Below are 18,781 nucleotides of genomic sequence, written 5' to 3' on the forward strand. Positions count from 1 at the left end.
GAGAACTCCACGCCCGGTAGATTTGGATCACAGCGCTTCTATCATATCATCCTGGCTTTCGGATGAGCCTTGAAAGTCGGCTGACGCCAGGCGGGCGTTGCGCCGCAGCACTTGCGGCGGCTGTCCAAAGGCGCGCAAAAAGGCGCGGCGCATCTGGTCGCGATCGCTGAAACCGGTTTGTCGTGCCACGAGGTCGATGGGGTGGCGGCTTTGCTCCATGAGGCTACGGGCCGCCTCGACCCGCAGGTTTTCAATGGCCTTTGCCGGTGATTGGCCTGTCTCCTGGTGAAATGCTCGGCTGAATTGCCGGGGACTGAGATGCGCGGCCTCGGCGAGATCCGGTACGCTCAGGGGCTTGTGCAGATTGTCACGCGCGTAGGTAAGTGCCGCCTGGATGCGATCGGATTTCGGCGACAGTTCGAGGAGTGTGGAGAACTGTGTCTGGCCACCTCCGCGACGATGATAGATGACCAGCTTGCGCGCGACAGACTTTGCAAGTTCAGGCCCGAGATCGTTTTCGATCAGCGCGAGACAAAGGTCGAGGCCGGCCGTCATGCCTGCCGAGGTCCAGATCGGGCCATCGTTTACGAAGATCCGGTCTTCATCCATCTTCACTTTCGGAAACTGCCGCTGAAGATCGCGCGCATGCATCCAGTGGGTCGAAACTCGGCGACCATCGAGCAAACCCGCTTCAGCCAACACGAAGGCGCCAGTACAGACCGCGGCAATGCGGCGGTGTCGCTTCGGCGCATCTTGTATGAAGGTGATCATGCCGGGCGTTGACGGCTCGGGAACGGTGGCGCCGCCAACGACAAGGGTGTCGAATGGCATGTCCGTGAACCTCTCGGTGTCGAGCGTCATACCGGCGGAGGTTCTGACCGGACCGCCCTTTTCGGACACGAAATGCAGCTCGTATGGCGGGTCATCGACCAGGCTATTGGCGACCTCGAATGCGGTGACGACAGCCAGCGCCATCACGGAATAGCCGGGGTAAACGACGAAAGCGATATCGCGCATAAGCCAACCTCTGCGTCCTAAATCTACGTGTATATGACATTTGAGACTTCGATCCGCAACTGTATCTCTATCGACATCGCTCAATTCCGAGCGGCAACTGATGGAGACCATTCATGAGCAACTTTTCCCAAAAGGGAGTCGCCCTCATCACCGGAGCATCTGCCGGCATCGGTGCGGTCTATGCCGACCGTCTGGCGAAGCGTGGTTACGACCTCATTCTGGTGGCCCGCAACGCGGAGCGGCTGACAATCGTCGCAGATCGTGTGCGCGGCGAGACTGGCCGCCGTATCACCGTGCTTCCGGCCGATCTGAATGACAAGGCTCACCTCGCCAAGATCGAAAAGGTGCTGCGCGACGATCCGGACATTACCATGCTGGTCAACAACGCCGGCGTTGGCTCGGTTGCGTCGATCCTTTCGGCGGATGTCGACGCCATGGAGGCAATGATCAACCTCAACATTACCGCTCTTACGCGTCTCACCTATGCGGCCGCTCCGGCCTTCGTGGCCCGCGGCAACGGTACCATCATCAACATCAGCTCCGCCGTCGGCATCGTCGTCGAATCGCTGAACGGCGTCTACAGCGCATCGAAGTCCTACGTTCTGAGCTTTGGCCATGTCCTGCAGCGCGATCTGGCCGACAAGGGCGTTCGGGTACAGACCGTTCTCCCGGCGGCGACCGCAACCGATTTCTGGGATGCTGCCGGCTATGCGCCTCAGAAGACCAAACCCACCACCATGTCTGCGGAAGACCTCGTCGATGCGGCGCTCAGCGGTCTTGATCAGGGCGAACTGGTAACGATCCCGCCGTTGCACGACGGGGATCAGTGGCTCCGTTGGGAGGCGGACCGCCGCGCGTTCGGGGCGAATTTCGGCAACGCAAAGCCTGCCCCGCGCTACCACGTGGCCTGAGATCTGCAAGATCCCCGTGGGACAACTTCTCGATCTTGGTCATGAGGTCGCAGTCTAACTCGAGCCGATCCCGCGTTTGAATTCAGCATTCGGATTAAGACTGCTCTTCATCCTCTGGCGACTATCGAACGTCAGCAGATGACTACTACAGTGTCTGCTGTAGCCGAGCCGATAGCACAGGCATCACAGGCGTGCCTGGCAACGGGAGCGCCCGTGATGGCCTTGGCTCAACCGGAATATCCTCCGACGAGTTCGCCGAACATTCACGCGAAGCTTTAACTACTTCCAGCGAAAACTTGCTGGCGGTAACGGCTCTGACGTTGTCGCAGCATTGTTTCACCACGAAGGAGAGCAGGGGTAGCCTCGTGTCGACGCGCATCAATCAATTCAAGCTGCTGGGACCGGCTATGATCCTGATCGCAATACTCATTGCAGGATTGGCTGCCATTCCCTACTATGGTGCCTGTTGATTTCCATCCGAAACTGACCACGTTTTCCATTTCACAATATCCATAGTTAATTCGAAATAGCGAAGTATTTCACAGGCCTGCCTCCACCCGGCAGGGTCAGCGGCAAGTGTAAAATCGAGTCAAATCCCGGCGGAATTCATCAGGCAATAGGATCGGCCGCTCTACAGGCTTCTCCTCGCCGCTACCTCGAGAAGCGTTCCACATTCAAGAATAGCAAATCAGCCCAGAAATGAACCGCGAAAATATTCGGTACTTTCGGTTTAAGGACCGGAGTGAAACAATTTTGCCGGGGTTATAAGTGGAAGTGACAATCCATGCGACAACGGCTGAGGAATTTGGCGAGGCCTCCGTTTCGCCGAACGTAGATTCTCCGTGCCGTCCAATCCTGGGTCGCAGGTTTTTGCAACCAAGCGCTTAATCGATTCTCCGCTCATGAAGGAAATGCCATGAACAGACTTCACCTGACAATCATGACCCTCGCCGCCATGCTTCTGACCACCGCGTCCGTCGATGCTGCCGACTTCTCCGTCACGCCACTGAAAGACGGCGACACCTTCACCGGTTGTCTTGCTCAGAACCCCGCGACAGGCGTCGGTCTTCTCGCCGTTGGCGACAAGGTCGTGCTGTTTGCCAATTCTTCGAAGTTCACTTTCGCCAAGGGCGATCAGGTGACCGGTTCCTGGTCGATCGATGGTGGCGCGGCCACAAATTTCTCGTCGACTGCTGACACGGCGGCAACGGCAACGATCGACGTCCCGAACACGACCGAGGCCGTTATGGCGCTGACCAGCGGCAAGTCGCTGAGCCTGACCGCCAACAACACCACTGCCGATTTCAGCCTCGCGGGCGGCGAGAAGGCCTTCATGGGCCTGTCCGAATGCATGACCACCCAGGCGGCGCCGACCGCAAACTAAGCCGCATCCATTTGCAAATGATATGGCGGGTACCATGGTGCCCGCCATATCATTTGTGGTCAGCCCAAGCTCCGAAAAGTCCTCAACGAGATCGAAAGACTTGGATGCGCGGCCGCTGTGCTTAAGCGTGGAATAAGGGGGCTGATGCATTTTTGATGCGTCGCGGTCAAACCTCCGGATTGATTGTCGAGCGTTCCGACGAAAACAACGGGACTATCATTGTTTTTGTGTGAGCTGCCATCCATCGACGGACCTGCCCTTTATGCAACCGAACATTACATTGTTCATTTGCGTCGTGATTTCACCCAGTTTTGCATTTCGCCATGACCCCTTTTTGATTTCGAATTAATATGTTCGTCATCGGGTTCTCGGCAACCGGACGGTTAAGCGCCGGGTGGAGATATGGGGCAGGGCATTGTGAAACTCAACACTACTTATTTGACGAGCGCTTGACGGCACCGCAGATGGCTGAAGTTCGGCTGGGTTTGAGTTCAATGGTTCTGCTGCCCTTTCCAATCGGAGCCAAGGACGGAGGCTTGCTCAACTCAGCCGGTGGGAGCTCGCCAATTCCAGCAGCAAATTCGATCCACAGCGGATGGGCCGGATTTGGTCGCGTGAATCATTACCATGCTATATGTCTCGCTCTGCTGGCGGACCTGAAAGCATTCTGGGGCCCTGCAAGTAGCGCGCATTTCAGACGGAGACTCGGCATTGCTCTTACATCCGCAGCCTTTGTACGAACAGATCAAGTTGCATGTTCTTGAACGGATCGCTGACGGTACGTTCCGGCCAGGCTCGAAAATTCCGAGTGATAATCAACTAGCCGCTGAGCTGGGCACTTCTCGACTGACTGCAAACCGTGCGTTGCGCGAGTTGGCGGTGAGCGGCGTTCTGGAACGGGTCGCAGGCGTGGGAACATTTGTTGCGCAACCAAAGGCATCGTCGACCTTCGTTCTTCTCCACAACATCGCCGACGACATCCGCAGAAGAGGCCAAGCTCTCTCAATCAGTGTGCAAGCTTTGGAAAAGAAAAGCACCAACAACGAGGTTGCCCGGAGAATGGGCGTGGCAAATCATGAAACCGTGTTTCATAGCCTGATCATCTACAGCGCCAACGGGAGCCCTGTTCAGCTTGAAGACCGGTATGTGTCCGCTGCTTTCGCACCTGACTACCTGCTTCAGGATTTTACGCGACGGTCCACCACGGATTACCTGCAACTTATCGCGTTGCCGACACGGACCGAGCACGAAATCCAGGCGGTGCTTCCAACGGCAACAGAAGCCCGCCTACTAGATCTACGCGAGAGCGACCCCTGCCTCGTCGTCTCGCGCAAGACCTGGGTAGGCGATCAGGTGACGACCTTCACCCGCTTCGTCCATCCCGGAATGCGCCATTCATTCGTCACGCAAGAGACGCTGGACGAGCGCAAATAACAATGCTCCCGCCGACTAAACAGGTCAATCCTGGCCTGCGGCGCGGACTCCGTCTCGCTAACCGGCAGAAATCGCACAATTATTGTGCGTCCCCAACGTCCGTCTGAAATTTTCGCATTTGACATTGCGTCGGCCATCTTTTCGTGTAACCTATATATACAGGTACATATAAGTTGGGAGCCGACATTGATCGCTTTCGAAGACGTAACCAAGCGCTATCCGGGAGAGGTTGTTGCCGTGGACGGACTGTCCTTCGTCGCGCCGACTGGACTGCTGACTGTTCTGGTCGGACCTTCGGGATGCGGCAAGACGACATCCTTGCGCATGATCAACCGCCTCGTGCAGCCAACTTCCGGCACGATCCGCCTCGGTAACGAACCGACGTCAGATATGGATGAGGCAATCCTTCGGCGCCGCATTGGTTATGTCATCCAGCATGCCGGCCTGTTTCCGCATCGCACGGTCCTCGATAACATCGCGACGACCGCGCGGCTCAATGGCATTTCGAAAGCTCAGGCCCGGATAATTGCCTTTGATCTTCTTGAGCGCGTTGGCCTGTCGCCGGATTTTGCCGGAAGATATCCGTGGCAGCTGTCCGGTGGGCAGCAACAGCGTGTCGGTGTCGCGCGAGCGCTCGCTTCCAGTCCGAAATTCATGCTGATGGACGAACCCTTCAGTGCCGTCGATCCGATTGTGAGAACCCAGTTGCAGGACGAGTTCCTTCGACTGCAAAAGGAGATGGGAAAAACCATCATCATGGTCACACACGATATCGACGAGGCTTTGAAGTTAGGGGACCAGGTGGCCGTCCTACGGGTCGGCGGCAAGCTTGCCCAGATCGCGACGCCACAGGAATTATTGACCCGGCCAGCCGACGAGTTCGTGGCCAATTTCGTAGGCCGCGACCGTGGCTATCGCTATCTTGGCTTTGTTGGGACCGCTGGAAAGCTGGCAGCAAACAAGGAACCGACTGCCAAGCTCGGCGATACGCCGGAGACGGCGCGTGCCGCCAGCCGAGATCGTTGGCTTTTGGTCACGAACGAGCGAGGCGAACCAATTGGCTGGACCGAACCTTCGGGGTTGCGAGCTCCAATTACAATGGGGGACATCAATCTCAGTGGTACATTTGCAGCACTCAGCGGGTCGTTGCGTCAGCTGCTCGACGCGGCCCTCAGCTCGCCAAGCCGCCGTGGCGTGATCGTTGGCGACGATGGCCGCTTCGTCGGCTGCGTTACCCTTCCCGATCTACTGGTGCTGATGGATCAAACCGCGGACGCCAGCGCACCGTCTCGAGAGGTGCGACATGCGCTTTGACTGGCTCTGGCGAGAATCGGCCAACATTGCCCAACTCTTCTGGTGGCATCTGGGGTTGTCGGTGATCCCGGTCGTAGGGGCATTGTTGCTCGCGCTTCCGCTTGGCTGGCTTGCCCACAGGAGCGGAGTGTTCAAATCTCTGATCCTTGGAACCGCCGGGCTGCTCTACACGATCCCATCGCTAGCGCTCTTCGTCCTGCTTCCAATGGTTCTACAGACAAAAATCCTTGATCCGCTAAATGTCGTCGTCGCGCTGGCAGTCTACTCGCTGGCTCTGCTCATCAGGACGGTTTGCGACGGACTAGAGGCGGTACCGGCGGATACATTGCAAGCAGCGACTGCGATGGGATACCGGCCTTTCCTGCGGTTCTTCCAAGTCGAGCTACCAATCGCCGTGCCCGTGATCGCCGCAGGCCTTCGCGTCGCGCTCGTCTCCAACGTCAGCGTTGTATCCGTTGCCGCCTTGATCGGAACCCCGCAGCTTGGGCTCCTGTTCACGCAGGGCCTCCAGCTGCGCTTCGTCACCCCGTTGATTGCCGGCATCATCCTTTGCCTTTTGCTTGCGGTCGTGCTGGACGGTCTCGTCATCCTCGCCAACCGGTGGATGACCCCCTGGCAACCAAGAAAGGCATAGATCGATGATCTCGTGGCTTCTTGATCCAGAACACTGGCATGGCTCGGACGGCATTCCCACGCTGCTCCTGCAACATCTCCAATACAGCTGCGCAGCTCTCCTGATTGCATTGGTCATCGCACTGCCGATAGGCTTCTTCGTTGGGCACACGGGTCGCGGCACGTTCCTGATCGCCGGTGCGGCGAACGCCACCCGGGCATTGCCGAGCCTCGGCCTGATCGTTTTGCTGGTGATCCTCGTCGGCCCTTATTTCAAGTCTGATCTGGCATTTCTGGTGCCCAGCATAACCGTGCTCGTGTTGATCGCCGTGCCGCCGATCATGATGGGCGCCTATGCCGGGGTCACATCGGTCGATCCTGCAGCCGTCGATGCGGCCAAAGGCATGGGATACCGGCCGATGGCGCTTCTTTCGCAGGTCGAGGTGCCCTGCGCGTTACCACTGATCTTTTCCGGCATCCGTAGCGCCGCCCTTCAGGTCATATCGACAGCGACCATCGCCGCCTATGTCTCGCTCGGCGGCCTCGGCAGGCTGATCATCGATGGCCGCGCGCAAAACGACTACATGCAGATGGCGGTCGGCGCGCTGCTTGTTGGTATGCTCGCCCTTCTGATCGATCTCCTCTTTGGCATTCTCTCCAGATTTGCGGTCTCGCCAGGCCTGACGCGGCGAACTGTGAAAAAGGCCGGTCCTCGGCATCTCTCCACCAACAAAAAATAACGGAACAGCTAAGATGAAACGACACCTTGTTGCAGGCTGCGCAATTGCCATCTCGACTTTCCTGGGCGCTTTCCAGATTGCCCAGGCAACGGACCCGCTTTCGACCGATGCGACGAAATCCGCGGCGGATACGATCACCGTCGGCTCGGCCGATTTTCCCGAAAGCCAGCTCCTCGCCAAGATCTATGCAATGGCGCTTGCAGCCAAGGGTTTCAAGGTCGACACGAAACTCAATATCGGTAGCCGCGAAGTCTATATGCCGGCGCTGCTCGACGGCTCGATCAACCTGATCCCGGAATATTCCGGCGCCACCTTGAGCTATCTCGACAAGAACGCCACCGCCGACGCGCCGAAGGATGTCATCGACGCCCTTGGCAAAGTCCTTCCGAAGGGCATCACGATGCTGACGGCCTCGGACGCACAGGACTCGGACGTTCTTGCCGTAACGGCCCATACGGCAAAGAAGTATTCGCTGACCTCCATCGAGGATCTGAAGCCCGTTGCTGCAAAGCTGGTGCTTGGCGGCCCACCGGAATGGAAGACCCGCAAGGAAGGTGTCGTTGGGCTGAAGGATCTTTATGGCCTTGAATTCAAAGATTTCAAGACGCTCGACGTCGCAGGCCCCTTGACGCTTTCGGCGCTCACCAACGGCCAGGTCGACGCGGCAGACATGACGTCCACCGACCCCGCTATGAAGACGAGCAATCTGGTCGCGCTGAAGGATAGCAAGAACCTTTTCCCCGCGCAGAACATCCTTCCCATCATCGCGCAGGCGAAAGCCAACGATAAGGTTACGGCGGCGTTGAATGCGGTGTCGGCAGCCCTCACAACGGAGGACCTGATCGAGATGAACGGACGTCTCGCAAATCAGGACAGTTTCGACGACGTGGCGGGTGACTGGCTGAAGAAGCACAAGCTCAACTAAGAGTATCGATGGCGGCCGGCTCTGCTCCCGGTCGCCATATCCCCACACTCGTGAGGAAGCCAGTTTTCGACCGTGTTTCGAAATGGCGGCAAGAATGGAGATCGGCACATGCAAACCAAAGTGAATATATCCGGCTCGGCGACGATCACCCTCGGTCATCAGTCGACCACGATCGCTGATATCGTGGCCATTGCACGCGGCGCGCAGGTCGAATTGAGCAAGGAGGCCATCGACGGCATGAAGCCGGTCCAGCAGCTTTTGCGAGCGGCGATCTCCGAGGGTAAGCCGATCTATGGTTTGACGACCGGCGTGGGCGATCTCTACACTGTCAAGCTGAAGCCGGAAGATATTTCGAAAGCTCAGCTGAACATGCTGCGCAGCCATGCGAGCGGCATGGGCGAGCCTCTCGATGCGCCATCCGTTCGCGCAATCATGGCGACGATGATCAAGGCTCTGCTGCAGGGGCACAGCGGCGTCAGCCCTGAGCTGGTCGCGACGATGGCCGAGATGCTCAACCGTGGGGTTACTCCGTGGTCCCCCGGCAAGGGATCGGTGGGCTACCTGATCGCGACCTCGCACATCGGGCTGGTCATATTCGGGGAAGGTAAGGCCTGGTATCGGGGCGAGCTGATCTCAGGCCGCGAGGCCATGGAGCGCGCATCGATTCCCGTGATCGCACCCGGCCCACGCGAGGGGCATGCGCTCATCAGCGGCACCTATGAAATCACCGGGATCGGTGCTCTGGCCGTTCATTATGCCGAGGAGCTTGTTGCCATCGCCGACGTCGCCGGCGCCATGAGCCTGGAAGCGCTCAAGGGCAACAGCCGCGGCTACGATGCTCGCCTGCAAAACATGAGAATGCACCCGGGACAGCTTGTAACAGCAAGTCGCCTTCGGGCGCTGCTGGACGGAAGCGACGTTCTCGCCGCCCATAGAGACCACCGGCTGCAGGATGCGCTGAGCCTGCGCTGCATTCCTCAGGTTCATGGCGCCGTGCGCGATGCGCTGGCCTACTGCAAGGACGTGCTGACGATCGAGGTGAACTCCGTAACCGACAATCCCGTTTTCGTCATTGAGGACGGCGAACTTATTCCCCTGCCGGGCGGCAACGGGCATGGTGCACCGACAGCGCTTGCACTGGATGTTCTGGCCATCGCCATCGCGCATGTCAGCACCATGTCGCAGGCCCGCTCGGACCGATTGACCAATGGCCATATCAGCGAGTTGCCGCCGTTTCTGGTTGGTGAAAGCGGCGCCAATTCCGGGTTCATGATCCCGCCTTATGCGGCTGCCGCCATCGCCGGAGACAATCGCAGCCTGGCATCGCCATCCTCGGTCCATACCGTCACCACCTGCGCAAGCCAGGAGGACCACATCAGCATGGGTGTCTCGGCCGCGATCAAGGCGCGAACAACAGCCGACAACCTGGCCGACATCCTCAGCATTGAATTGATCTGCGCCGCGCAGGGCCTTGATTTCCACCGACCTTTGAGGCCGGGCAGGGGCACCGGCGCGGCCTATGATGCAATACGCGGCGTTGTCGCCACGCGCGACGAAGACCGGGCGATGTATCCCGAACTCCACGCCGTTCGCCAACTCATCGATGACTCGACGCTTCACACGGTCGTCGAGCGCGCGCTCAAAAAAGACGCCTGATCCCAGGGGAGGACAATTCGTGAATGTAAGTGCAAATGCCAAACGGCCGCTGGACGGGATCAAGGTTCTGGATCTCGCCCGCGTTCTGGCGGGTCCTCTCTGCTCGGCGATGCTGGGTGATCTGGGAGCTGTTGTTACGAAGATCGAAATCCCGCAGCAGGGCGACGATTCCCGCCATTTCTCTCCGCATATCAATGGCGAGAGCAGTTATTTCATGCAGGTCAATCGCGGCAAGCGAAGCGTTACCCTGGATCTCAAATCCGATGAAGGGCATGCCCTGCTTCTGGAGCTGATCAAGCAAAGCGACGTCCTCGTCGAAAACTTCAGGCCAGGCGTGACTGCACGATTGGGCATAGACTACGAAGCGGTCAAAGCCATCAATCCACGACTGGTCTATGTCAGCATCTCCGGCTTTGGCCAGGACAGCCCACTCGCGCATCGCGCCGCCTATGATCATGTGATCCAGGCGATTGGCGGCATCATGACGGTCACAGGTTGGCCGGATGGTCCGCCGACCCGCGTCGGCGATGCGATCGGCGATGTCACCGCCGGCATTTATGGCTCGTGGGGCGCGTTGGCCGCATTGATCCAGCGCGAGCGAACCGGGGAGGGCCAACACGTCGACGTCGCCATGCTGGATTCGCTCATATCCCTTCAAATGGTATCGCTGTCACAGATTACCGGAGGGCGGGAGCCGCCGGGCCGTGTCGGCAATTCGCACCCGATCAGCGCGCCGATGGATGCCTATATGGCGGCGGACGGATATGTCGTCATCGCCGTTGCCAACAATGCCTTGTTCAAGAAGCTGGCGAATACGCTTGGCAACCCGGCGCTTGTCGAGGATGCCCGCTTCAGAACCGATCCCGATCGCCAAAACAATCAGGCTGCCTTGCGGTCTCTCATCGAAAGCTGGACGCGCGACCAAAGCGTGGAAGACGTGACCGAGCGCCTAGAGGAAGCAGGCATACCGGCCGCGCCGATTTACAATCTGGCACAGGCACTTGCCACACCGCACGCGCATCATCGACGGATCGTCAAAACCGTTCAACATCCGACCGCCGGTGCATTCGACGTCCTGCCGCAACCGGTCATGTTCAGCGATGTCGATCCCGCGGAAAGCCACGTGGCTCCCATTCTGGGCCAGCATACCGACAGCGTGCTCGGCGCGGAACTGGGGCTGAGTGCGGCCCAGATCGAGGACCTCAGGGCGCGAGGGATCATCTGATGAGCACGCTTCATTCAAATCATGAGATAGCCAACCTTCCACGTGTGGCCGTTCTGGGCGCCGGCACGATGGGTGCTGGCATTGCCGGTGTCTTTGCCGCACTCGGCTATCCGGTGTGCCTCTTCTCCCGCAGTCAGAGCACACTGGATATTGCTCGAAAGAAGATCGAAACGCGCACAAACGCAGAGATGCAGGTCGAATACACCTCATCGCTGCAGGACTGTGTGGATGGTGCTGACATCGTGACCGAGAACCTGGCCGAGGACGTGTTGCTGAAGCAGCGCATCTTCGCCGAGATCGAGTCTCTGGTTTCGAGGGAATGCCTGCTATCGACAAACACGTCGAGCGTTCCGATCACGACGATTGCGGAAAAACTGGAGCGGCCGGAGCGTGTTGTCGGGATCCACTGGTTTAACCCTCCGGCCGTGATGCCCCTTGTCGAGATCGTACGCGGTGAAAAAACCGCCGATGATGTCGTTCAGCGCGCGCGTGAACTTTGCGCGGCAATCGGCAAGGAAGTGATCGAGGTGAAAACCGACGTGGCGGGTTTTGTTGTCAATCGGCTGCAATATGCAATTCTGCGCGAAGCCCTCCATCTCGTATCGGCTGGTGTCGCGTCGATCGAGGATGTCGATCGTGCGGTCGAGACGACGCTGGCGCCACGCTGGTCTGCCGCCGGACCCTTGCGCCTGATGGACATGGCGGGTCTCGATACTGTCGAAAAGGTCTCCGGAATTCTCATGCCGGCGCTGGATCGCGGCGAGGCCGTGCCGCCATTGGTGCGCAGCCTCTGCAAGGAAGGGGCGTTCGGGACAAAAAGCGGGCGCGGCTTTTACCCCTGGACGGAAGAGGGGGGCGCGGCAGCGATCTCCCGCAGGGACGAAACCGTGCGTCTGCTCACGGAAAGGCGGAAATTATAATGTCGCCATTGGTTCGGAGAGCGAGTTACGACGGGTTCGCGCAGATCGTCCTCGACAGGCCCGACAAGCGAAATGCACTCAATGCGGAGATGTTGACGGAGCTCGTCGCCACGCTTCGCGAGTGTGAGGCTGATCCAGCCGTGCGCGCGATCGTCATCAGCGGCAGCGGGCGTGGATTTGCGGCCGGCGCTGATATCGGCGCTCTCGCATCAGCCAATCCGATCGAGCTCTTTACCAGCGGCTTCAGCGAAAACTGGGATCAGGTGGCGGCGATGACCAAGCCGCTGATTGCCGCAATCTCGAGCTACGCCTTGGGCGGCGGTCTCGAGCTGGCTCTCATCTGCGACATTATCGTCGCAGACCAGACCGCGCTCTTCGGGCTGCCGGAGGCGGCAATCGGAACGATACCCGGCGCTGGAGGCACCCAGCGTCTGGTTCGCGTCGTCGGCAAGTCGATGGCCATGGAAATGATCCTGGCCGGACGCCGTCTGACGGCGGAGGAAGCACGTCGCTTCGGTCTCGTCAGCTCGGTAACTTCCGATGGCCAAAATGTGCAGGACCTTGCTTTCGAAATCGCGGCACGGATTGCCCGCGCGGCGCCATTGGCGACCAAGATAGCCAAGGCGGCGGTGCTTGCAAGCTTCGAAACCCCGCTATCGGCGGGCATTCAATACGAGCGGTCTTTATCGGCGCTGATCGCGGCAAGCGAGGACAGATCAGAGGGGATGCGGGCATTCGCGGCCAAAGCTCAACCAAACTTCACTGGAAGATGACAGGCCGCCCGGCGTTCAATCAGGATTCAACGTGAGATCACGGAATGGTTCGCTATCAAGACGTTCGGCGCGGCATACTCGCCCGGATTCGCAGGGGCGAATGGCCTCCTGGACATCGCGTCCCTTCCGAAAGCATGCTTGCAGCGATGTTCGGCGCTTCCAAAATGACTGCCGATCGTGCTGTTCGCGAACTCGTCAGGGAGGGCGAGGTTACACGGACGCCGCGCGTTGGCTCCTTTGTTGCGAGCAAGCACAGTTTTCCAATCCTCTTGCAAATGCGCGATACAGCCGATCACGTCCGGAGGCGGGGCAAAGTATATACTGGCAAGGTCATCAGCATGTCCGAAGAACCGGCCACGCCAGCAATTTCCGAAGAGTTTGCTATCCCTTGCAGCTCACCGATCTTTCACTCCGTGATGGTTCACTTTGAAGACGCAGTAGCGGTGCAGCTCGAGGAGCGTTTCGTTCATCCGATAGTCGCTCCTGACTATTTTCATCAAGATTTCAGCGAGCAGACCCCAGCTACATATCTTAGCCGCGTTTGCCACCTTCAAAAAGCGGAGTGCCGTATTGAAGCCGTTGCGCCAGCGGCCTGGGAACAAAAACTTCTCGGAATGCTTCCGGGCGACGCTTGCCTGTCTATTCGCGAACGGTCAGTTGCAAAGGGCGTCTCGGCATCAATCGCTCGATTTGTTTCACCTGCGGACCGCTTCCAACTTGATACAGGACGACTGTCTAGCCTCTGAAGGATAGCCAGTCTGGGATACCGGACGTTATTAGTCACGGCGGCCAGGCAGTGAGGCAACCGAACCGCGCTTGATCAGTGCCGTTTGGATGGCGATCCGTTCGACTGGCAGATCCGCGCCGTTCAGCCGTAAGATCAGTCGCTCGGCGGCCTTCTTTCCCATTTCGTAGACCGGTTGGTCGATGACGGTGATGGGTGGTGTCGTCACGGTCGTCCAGTCGGCATCCAAAAAGGAAATCATCGAGATATCCTGAGGTATGGACAGTTCGAGCGCCTGTAAGATCTTGAATACTCTGTGGCCGACAAGGCTGTCAGATGCGATGAGGGCAGTAGGCGGTGCCGCATCTTGCAGCAAGCTCCTGATGATGTCATCCGTCCTACTCTGGTCGGTTGCACCAAGCCGCACATAATGGGGGGCTTTCTCAACGCCGGCATCAGCGAGTTCCTTCAGCACACCTTCCACGCGTTCGCGAACCGCGGAATTGGAAATGCTGTGGCTGTCGCTAAGGAATTCGCTTTCCGCATCCATGGCGGATACATAGGCGATCCGGCGATGCCCCATGTCGAGAAGATAGCGGGTTGCTATTATGGCAGCTTTGAAATCATCTCCCGTCACAGCGTCGACGCCAAGCTCGGGAATATTTCGGTCAAAGAGAACGAGCGGCACGCCGACGCGGCGTATGTCCTGCAGATGCTCCATTCGGTCGCATCGCGCAGGCGTGACGATCAGGCCATCCACGCGCTTGCCGATGAGCAGGTCGACCGCTGATTTCTCCGCCTGAAGCTCCTCACCCGAATTGGCGATAATGACATTGAAGCCAGCCATGCGCGCGACGTCGCTAATCCCTCTGACCGCGAGGCTGAAGAAGGCATTTTCGATATCGCCGACGACAACGCCGATGATTCCCGATTTGCCCGTAGTCATGCTGCGGGCGAGTTCATTTGGCCGATATTCGAGTGCAGCAGCAGCGGCAAGCACTTGCGCGCGAACCTTGTCGCTGACGACGCCATAGCCACCGAGGACGCGCGCAGCGGTAGCCTTGGAGACATTCGCTGCCTTGGCAACATCGGCAACTGTAACGGAGCGTTTTGAGGTGAGGGGCTCTTCCATGGGATGACGACTACAAGAGTTGTTGACGGACGGTCAATCTCAAGTTAACAAATATATGTGAGACCGGTCTCTTTATATATGAGACCGGTCTCTTGTCTAGATAATCTCTTGCCGATCGATGGACAGAGATACGGACGCGCATGCACGAATGCCGATAAGAGCATCCTTCAGAGCGGAGAACGAACATGAAAATATCTGATCTATTCTCAGCCATTGCCGCGCCCCTGCGCGCCGGTGTGCTGGCCTATCTCGTCGCAACAAGCGTCAGCCCGGCAGCTGCCGCCGAAAATCCTTATAATCTGATCGATCCGGGCGTCATCAGCGTCGGCACGATGGGAGATTCCAAGCCCTACACCTTTACGACCGCCGATGGACAATTCACCGGCTTCGACATTGAACTCTTCCTCAACGTCGTCTCCCGCATGGGTTTCCCCAAGGACAAGGTAACGTTCACCGGCCAGGAGTTTTCGGCCCTATTGCCATCCGTCGCCAATCAGCGCTTTGATGTCGCCGTGGCCGCGATCGGGACCACCGACGCACGCAAGAAGACGGTCGATTTCTCAGACGGCTATCTCGCTGGCTATCTCTCGGTTCTCACCTCCGATGCATCGATCAAGGACGCGAGCGGCCTGAAGGGCAAGCGTCTCGGTGTGGTGCAGGGCACATTGCAGGAGATTTATGCCACGAAAAACTTTGCCGGCACGGATCTCGTCAAATTCCCGGACAACAATTCGGCCGTGGCCGCATTGAACAACGGCACCATCGACGCGCATTTCCTCGATTACGAAGCGGCCAAGCAATATGGTGAGCGCTATACTGCATTGAAGATTGCGGTGAACATCCCGTCTTTCGATGCACCGGCGGGATTCGTGGTTCACAAAGGCAATGACGCCCTACGTCTGGCGCTCAACAAAGCGTTGCACGAAGCGATGCAGGACGGTACCTGGAAGACCCTTTATGAGAAGTGGTTCCCCGGTTCGCCGATGCCCGATCAATATCTTCCCAAGAAGTAAGGCCGCCGCCGCCCGGCTTGCTGGGTGGCGGCATTTGCCTGCGCTCAAGAATATCATGGGGAATTGAATGGATTGGCTAGAAAATCTCCGCCGTAGCTTCCTTGATTGGGATGCGATGGCGGAAGTCCTGCCGAGTATGATCACCGTCGGGTTGAAGAACACGCTGATCCTGGCGGCCGCTTCCACTGTGCTCGGCGTTGCTATCGGAATGCTGCTGGCGGTGATGGGTATCTCGCAATCGCGCTGGCTGCGCCTGCCGGCGCGCATCTACACCGATATCTTTCGTGGCTTGCCGGCGATCGTAACGATCCTGATCATTGGTCAGGGTTTTGCTCGCATCGGCCGCGAGCTTTTCGGTCCATCGCCTTTTCCACTGGGCATCATCGCGCTTAGCCTCATCGCAGGCGCCTATATCGGCGAGATCTTTCGATCCGGCATCCAAAGCGTCGAGCGAGGTCAAATGGAAGCTTGTCGCGCGCTCAGCATGAGTTATGGTCAGGGAATCCGCCTGATCGTCATTCCGCAAGGCGTACGGCGCGTCCTGCCGGCTCTCGTCAATCAGTTCATCGGCAACGTCAAGGATTCCAGTCTTGTCTACTTTCTCGGGCTGCTGGCGTCCGAGCGTGAGATCTTCCGTGTCGGTCAGGACCAGGCCGTCGTTACCGGCAATCTCTCACCTTTGTTGCTTGCAGGCGTCTTCTATCTCGTCATCACCGTTCCGCTGACACATCTCGTCAATTACATCGACACACATCTGCGTCTCGGGCGTCAGGGGCGCGGTTCCGGTGCGACGAGTGGGCTTGTCGAGGTTGGCGAGCTGGAAACGGCGTCGGGCACTCGGACGTCCCGCGCGGGCGCGGCTCCACGCTTCAAGGGCGGGGCGGTCAAAGTCCGTGATCTCAGCATGTCCTACGGCGATCTTGAAGTGCTGAAAGGCATCGATCTCGATGTCGCTCACGGCACCGTGACGTGCATTGTCGGACCATCGGGCTCGGGCAAGTCGACGTTGCTAAGATGCCTCAATCGGCTGGTGGAACCGAGGCGCGGTAGTATCGAACTCGATGGGGAGAGTATCCTGTCCATGAAGCCGGAAAGCCTGCGCCGGCGTGTCGGCATGGTGTTTCAGCACTTCAATCTCTTTCCGGATCACACAGCACTTGAAAACGTCATGTTGTCGCTGTCGAAGATCAAGAAACTGCCCAAGGACGAGGCGCGACGGATTGCCGAGGCTCGCCTCGCGGAAGTCGGGCTTGCCGAACGCAAGGATCATCGGCCCGCCGGCCTTTCCGGCGGCCAGCAGCAACGCGTCGCAATCGCTCGCGCACTGGCCATGGATCCCGAGGTTGTCCTCTTTGACGAGGTGACGAGCGCGCTCGATCCAGAGCTTGTGAAGGGCGTTCTCGACCTGATGGCCAATCTCGGGCGTCAGGGCATGACCATGGTCATCGTCACACACGAAATGGGGTTTGCCCGCAAGGTGGCCGACCAGGTCATTTTCATGGATGAAGGCCGCATCGTTGAAGCTGGCCCGCCGCAACAGATCTTCGACAATCCTCAAAACGAACGTCTGAAACGCTTCCTTGCCGAAGTTCTCTGACAACCAGGGCCGACTGCGGCTCAGTCGGCTCTTTGATCGCAACACCCACTATAGACAAGGTTTCCAACATGCATGCTTCCATTCGTCCTTCGAAGGTCATTGTCGTCGGGGGTGGTATCTTCGGCGTTTCCACGGCCGTCCATCTCGCCCGACTCGGAATTCAAACAACCGTGATCAATCATGGCTCTTTGGCAAATGGCGCATCTGGCCGCTCACTTGCCTGGCTCAATTCAGCTCGGCGCCGATCGGATGCGTATCATCGGCTGCGTATGGCTGGGATTGACCGCTATCGCACACTTTCGGCCAAATATCCCGGTGCAGCCTGGTTGCGCTTCGATGGTGGATTGACCTGGGACGCCGATGACGCTGGCAATGACATTGCCGCGGTCTTTGACTATGAGCGGGACCTTGGCTACCACGCGCAATTGCTGAGTGCGGATCAGATTACCAAGGCAATACCGGGTGTCGATCTCCTCTCTGTAACGCGGCAAGGCGCGATCCTCAATCCGGGCGAGGGCTGGGTCGATCTGCCATCATTGATCGGCGTTCTTGCTGAGGAGTTCCAGGCGCTGGGTGGCGAAATCGTCACAAACGCAGGCAGGGCGACGGTGAATGTGCGGGACGGCCGCGCCACCGGCGTCACGACGGCAAACGGTGTCGATTGGTCGGCTGATGCGGTGTTGCTGGCCGCCGGCGGTGCGGTGCCGGCGATTGTTGCAGAGGCCGGCCAGCATATTGGTGACGATACGCCGATCGCGCTTCTCGTTCGAACGAAGCCGATCGATCATCCCCTGAAGGCTGTGCTGAATACGCCACGGGTTGCCATCCGACCGACCCACGATGGGGCCTTTGCCCTGGATTCTGCGTGGTCTGAGGAAGAGGTTATCGTGAATGCCGATGGCAGCTACCAGATCAAGACATCGACCCTCGAGGGATTGCTGCACGAAGCCTCAAAGGTGCTGGAAGGAAATCCCAAGCTCGAAATCGGCGACTACGGCGTCGGCCCCAAACCCATCCCCGGTGACGGCGAGCCGGTTTTTGGAGAATTGCAGGCTATACCCGGCTATTTCGTCGCCTTCAGCCATAGCGGCGCCACTCTTGGCCTGATTGCCGGCGAGCTGCTTGCCGACGAAATCGCCACCGGCAAGCGTCATCCGCTTCTAGGCGCGTTCCGACCGGAGCGCTTCGCCCGATAAAGCGATCGCAAAAGCGGCCGGTGTCAGGGCGCGACGGTCATCTCAAGGACGTATGAACGGTGTCCCACTATCGAGAAAGGTGTGGGTGGGTTGCGCTGGCAACGGCCAGATAAACTCAAAGCGCAAATCTTTCTCGGTGCCATACCGTTTAAGACTTCTGTCGATCGAGAATCCGGCGCTTATTTATGACAGATCGTCGGTCCAATTT

17 protein-coding genes are annotated in these 18,781 nt (G+C 58.6%); 15 read left to right on the forward strand and 2 right to left on the reverse strand.

What is annotated here, in order from left to right; all coding sequences use genetic code 11:
• Nucleotides 1-27: 27 nt before the first annotated feature.
• A complete protein-coding gene (locus BSK43_RS15240; protein WP_077472333.1) occupies nucleotides 28-1,017 on the reverse strand; it encodes a GlxA family transcriptional regulator in 990 nt (329 codons plus the stop codon).
• Between the two features lie 113 nt (nucleotides 1,018-1,130).
• Between BSK43_RS15240 and BSK43_RS15245 the strand changes: the two genes are divergently transcribed.
• The 12 genes from BSK43_RS15245 to BSK43_RS15300 all read left to right on the forward strand — a co-directional run bounded on the left by BSK43_RS15245 (nucleotide 1,131) and on the right by BSK43_RS15300 (nucleotide 13,657).
• Entirely contained in the window at nucleotides 1,131-1,928 is a 798-nt protein-coding gene (locus BSK43_RS15245) for an SDR family oxidoreductase (RefSeq protein WP_077472332.1), read from the forward strand.
• A gap of 916 nt (nucleotides 1,929-2,844) precedes the next feature.
• Nucleotides 2,845-3,312: a hypothetical protein gene (locus BSK43_RS15250; RefSeq protein WP_077472331.1), complete on the forward strand. Its 468-nt coding sequence runs from the start codon at nucleotides 2,845-2,847 to the stop codon at nucleotides 3,310-3,312.
• Nucleotides 3,313-4,023: 711 nt separating this feature from the next.
• Nucleotides 4,024-4,746: a UTRA domain-containing protein gene (locus BSK43_RS15255; protein ID WP_077472330.1), complete on the forward strand. Its 723-nt coding sequence runs from the start codon at nucleotides 4,024-4,026 to the stop codon at nucleotides 4,744-4,746.
• 186 nt (nucleotides 4,747-4,932) lie between these two features.
• The gene (locus tag BSK43_RS15260) at nucleotides 4,933-6,060 is read left to right on the forward strand and encodes an ABC transporter ATP-binding protein (protein ID WP_077472329.1); all 1,128 of its coding nucleotides are present in this window, start codon (nucleotides 4,933-4,935) and stop codon (nucleotides 6,058-6,060) included.
• Complete coding sequence (locus tag BSK43_RS15265) at nucleotides 6,050-6,694, forward strand: ABC transporter permease subunit (RefSeq protein WP_077472328.1); 645 nt, start codon at nucleotides 6,050-6,052, stop codon at nucleotides 6,692-6,694. The genes BSK43_RS15260 and BSK43_RS15265 overlap by 11 nt, the downstream gene beginning before the upstream one ends.
• A 4-nt stretch (nucleotides 6,695-6,698) precedes the next feature.
• Nucleotides 6,699-7,412: an ABC transporter permease gene (locus BSK43_RS15270; RefSeq protein ID WP_077472327.1), complete on the forward strand. Its 714-nt coding sequence runs from the start codon at nucleotides 6,699-6,701 to the stop codon at nucleotides 7,410-7,412.
• 13 nt (nucleotides 7,413-7,425) lie between these two features.
• Complete coding sequence (locus BSK43_RS15275) at nucleotides 7,426-8,337, forward strand: ABC transporter substrate-binding protein (RefSeq protein WP_077472326.1); 912 nt, start codon at nucleotides 7,426-7,428, stop codon at nucleotides 8,335-8,337.
• Nucleotides 8,338-8,445: 108 nt separating this feature from the next.
• Nucleotides 8,446-9,993 carry a histidine ammonia-lyase gene (locus tag BSK43_RS15280; protein WP_077472325.1) on the forward strand — a complete coding sequence of 516 codons (1,548 nt, stop codon included), beginning with the start codon at nucleotides 8,446-8,448 and terminating at the stop codon, nucleotides 9,991-9,993.
• Between the two features lie 19 nt (nucleotides 9,994-10,012).
• Nucleotides 10,013-11,218: a CoA transferase gene (locus BSK43_RS15285; RefSeq protein WP_246662588.1), complete on the forward strand. Its 1,206-nt coding sequence runs from the start codon at nucleotides 10,013-10,015 to the stop codon at nucleotides 11,216-11,218.
• Nucleotides 11,218-12,138, forward strand: coding sequence for a 3-hydroxyacyl-CoA dehydrogenase family protein (locus tag BSK43_RS15290; RefSeq protein WP_077472323.1), 921 nt, complete (start codon nucleotides 11,218-11,220; stop codon nucleotides 12,136-12,138). The genes BSK43_RS15285 and BSK43_RS15290 overlap by 1 nt, the downstream gene beginning before the upstream one ends.
• Entirely contained in the window at nucleotides 12,138-12,911 is a 774-nt protein-coding gene (locus tag BSK43_RS15295) for an enoyl-CoA hydratase-related protein (RefSeq protein ID WP_136686965.1), read from the forward strand. The genes BSK43_RS15290 and BSK43_RS15295 overlap by 1 nt, the downstream gene beginning before the upstream one ends.
• 44 nt (nucleotides 12,912-12,955) lie before the next feature.
• Nucleotides 12,956-13,657, forward strand: a complete 702-nt coding sequence (locus tag BSK43_RS15300) for a UTRA domain-containing protein (RefSeq protein ID WP_077472322.1) — start codon at nucleotides 12,956-12,958, stop codon at nucleotides 13,655-13,657.
• Nucleotides 13,658-13,687: 30 nt separating this feature from the next.
• Here the strand turns inward: BSK43_RS15300 and BSK43_RS15305 are convergent, their stop codons facing one another.
• A complete protein-coding gene (locus tag BSK43_RS15305) occupies nucleotides 13,688-14,767 on the reverse strand; it encodes a LacI family DNA-binding transcriptional regulator (protein ID WP_077472321.1) in 1,080 nt (359 codons plus the stop codon).
• A 185-nt stretch (nucleotides 14,768-14,952) separates the two neighbouring features.
• On the opposite strand from BSK43_RS15305, the gene BSK43_RS15310 reads away from it, so the two are divergent.
• The 3 genes from BSK43_RS15310 to BSK43_RS15320 all read left to right on the forward strand — a co-directional run bounded on the left by BSK43_RS15310 (nucleotide 14,953) and on the right by BSK43_RS15320 (nucleotide 18,573).
• A complete protein-coding gene (locus BSK43_RS15310) occupies nucleotides 14,953-15,780 on the forward strand; it encodes an ABC transporter substrate-binding protein (protein ID WP_077472320.1) in 828 nt (275 codons plus the stop codon).
• A gap of 67 nt (nucleotides 15,781-15,847) precedes the next feature.
• Nucleotides 15,848-17,377, forward strand: coding sequence for an amino acid ABC transporter permease/ATP-binding protein (locus BSK43_RS35985; protein ID WP_077472319.1), 1,530 nt, complete (start codon nucleotides 15,848-15,850; stop codon nucleotides 17,375-17,377).
• A gap of 68 nt (nucleotides 17,378-17,445) precedes the next feature.
• A complete protein-coding gene (locus tag BSK43_RS15320; protein ID WP_077472318.1) occupies nucleotides 17,446-18,573 on the forward strand; it encodes an FAD-binding oxidoreductase in 1,128 nt (375 codons plus the stop codon).
• Nucleotides 18,574-18,781: the final 208 nt, after the last annotated feature.

Source organism: Rhizobium sp. P44RR-XXIV, from assembly GCF_001999485.2.
GTDB lineage: Bacteria > Pseudomonadota > Alphaproteobacteria > Rhizobiales > Rhizobiaceae > Rhizobium.

What these genes read in the sequence shown, in the direction of transcription:
- BSK43_RS15240 (WP_077472333.1), bottom strand. Translation starts at nt 1,017, where the DNA reads ATGCGCGATATCGCTTTCGTCGTTTACCCCGGCTATTCCGTGATGGCG.
- BSK43_RS15245 (WP_077472332.1), top strand. Translation starts at nt 1,131, where the DNA reads ATGAGCAACTTTTCCCAAAAGGGAGTCGCCCTCATCACCGGAGCATCT.
- BSK43_RS15250 (WP_077472331.1), top strand. Translation starts at nt 2,845, where the DNA reads ATGAACAGACTTCACCTGACAATCATGACCCTCGCCGCCATGCTTCTG.
- BSK43_RS15265 (WP_077472328.1), top strand. Translation starts at nt 6,050, where the DNA reads ATGCGCTTTGACTGGCTCTGGCGAGAATCGGCCAACATTGCCCAACTC.
- BSK43_RS15270 (WP_077472327.1), top strand. Translation starts at nt 6,699, where the DNA reads ATGATCTCGTGGCTTCTTGATCCAGAACACTGGCATGGCTCGGACGGC.
- BSK43_RS15275 (WP_077472326.1), top strand. Translation starts at nt 7,426, where the DNA reads ATGAAACGACACCTTGTTGCAGGCTGCGCAATTGCCATCTCGACTTTC.
- BSK43_RS15280 (WP_077472325.1), top strand. Translation starts at nt 8,446, where the DNA reads ATGCAAACCAAAGTGAATATATCCGGCTCGGCGACGATCACCCTCGGT.
- BSK43_RS15290 (WP_077472323.1), top strand. Translation starts at nt 11,218, where the DNA reads ATGAGCACGCTTCATTCAAATCATGAGATAGCCAACCTTCCACGTGTG.
- BSK43_RS15295 (WP_136686965.1), top strand. Translation starts at nt 12,138, where the DNA reads ATGTCGCCATTGGTTCGGAGAGCGAGTTACGACGGGTTCGCGCAGATC.
- BSK43_RS15300 (WP_077472322.1), top strand. Translation starts at nt 12,956, where the DNA reads ATGGTTCGCTATCAAGACGTTCGGCGCGGCATACTCGCCCGGATTCGC.
- BSK43_RS15305 (WP_077472321.1), bottom strand. Translation starts at nt 14,767, where the DNA reads ATGGAAGAGCCCCTCACCTCAAAACGCTCCGTTACAGTTGCCGATGTT.
- BSK43_RS15310 (WP_077472320.1), top strand. Translation starts at nt 14,953, where the DNA reads ATGAAAATATCTGATCTATTCTCAGCCATTGCCGCGCCCCTGCGCGCC.
- BSK43_RS35985 (WP_077472319.1), top strand. Translation starts at nt 15,848, where the DNA reads ATGGATTGGCTAGAAAATCTCCGCCGTAGCTTCCTTGATTGGGATGCG.
- BSK43_RS15320 (WP_077472318.1), top strand. Translation starts at nt 17,446, where the DNA reads ATGCATGCTTCCATTCGTCCTTCGAAGGTCATTGTCGTCGGGGGTGGT.